Consider the following 1,416-nt stretch of genomic DNA (forward strand, 5'->3'; position numbering starts at 1 on the left):
GGCTCTCCCGCACTTCGTGTGGTTCCCCTCTGGGGAGTAGGCAGACGCGGCAAGCTGCCAGCGGGGCGAATACACCCTGGGAATGGAAACGCTGTACCCACTTCCTGGGTGTCGGGTGGACCGGGTGGCCCACGGTAGCGCGGCGGGTGTCGTCCTCGGGGTGCGCATGGAGGGCACGGGAGCACGATGTCCCTCCTGCCAGACGCCCAGTACCGCAGTGCATGGTAGCTACGTCCGACGCCTGGCGGACCTGCCAGCTGCGGAGCGCGTCGTGCAACTCGAGCTGCGTGTGCGGCGCTTCTGCTGCCGAAACCCGGAATGCTCCCGCCGCACGTTCTCGGAGCGGCCGGTGCGCCTGGTGGCCGCTCAGGCTCGGCGGACGCGTCGGCTGGCCACCGCGCAGTGCGCCGTTGCAATCACAGCCGGAGCAGAGGCTGGGGCCAGGCTGCTCAAGCCCCTGGCCATGCCCACCAGTCCCGATACCCTCCTGCGGCTGATTCGCCGCGCTCCGCTGCCTGCTCCCAGCCCCGCTCGCGTCCTCGGCCTCGACGACTGGGCGCTGCGCAAGGGACGAACCTACGGCTCCATCCTTGTCGACCTGGAAGAGCACTGCGTGCGGGACGTGTTGCCAGACCGCTCGACTCCCACGGTGAGCGCATGGCTGAGCCAGCACCCCGGCGTGGAAGTCATCGCCAGAGACCGGTCGACCGAGTACGCACGAGCGGCGGTGCTGGGCGCTCCAGAGGCCCAGCAGGTGGCGGGCCGCTGGCACTTGCTGCTGAATGGACGGCAAATGATGGAACGCTGGATGACCAGCGCTCACCCCCGCCTTCGAGTGCTACCAGCCGTTTCGAGCGGAGCCACTCCTCCCGCGCGTCGTCACACCAGCTTCTCGCGAACTCACGCCGAAGCTCACGCCCGAGCGGAGAGCCGCTCCCGGCATGTCGCTGCATACGAAGCCGTACGGCGCCGTCACCTGGCGGGAGAGCCCCTGCTGAGAATCAGTCACACACTGGGACTTGCGCGAGGGACGGTGCGCAAATACGCCGCCGCCGAAGTCTTCCCTGAGCGCGCGGCGCGCGTGCCCAGACCGAGCATCCTCGACCCTTATCTGGAGTACCTGACGCGGCGACAAGCCGCAGGGTGTGAGAACGCCTGCGAACTCTGGCGGGAGATTCGCGCCCAAGGCTTTCGTGGCACCTCGCGGCAGGTCCACCGTTGGCTCCAAGTGCGACGGACCGTTCGGCCTCGCGCAGGGGCGCGCGGATACCCCGGCGGCAACTGGTGGTCGAAGGGCACGAGCCCTGACGCACTTCCCTCGCCGAAGCAATTGGCATGGTTGTGCGTGAAGAGGCCCTCGGAGTTGACCTCCGCGGAGACCGCGACGTTGGCGCGCATTGAGCAGGACGAGGAAGC

The 1,416-nt window shown here is 68.5% G+C and carries 1 protein-coding gene; it reads left to right on the forward strand.

What is annotated here, in order from left to right:
• Nucleotides 1–82 precede the first annotated feature (82 nt).
• Nucleotides 83–1,416, forward strand: a 1,334-nt coding sequence (locus HUA76_RS44725) for an ISL3 family transposase (RefSeq protein ID WP_174464421.1), incomplete at its 3' end; no start/stop codon positions are given.

Source organism: Myxococcus sp. CA056 (genome assembly GCF_013336715.1).
GTDB classification, from domain to species: Bacteria; Myxococcota; Myxococcia; order Myxococcales; family Myxococcaceae; genus Myxococcus; species Myxococcus llanfairpwllgwyngyllgogerychwyrndrobwllllantysiliogogogochensis.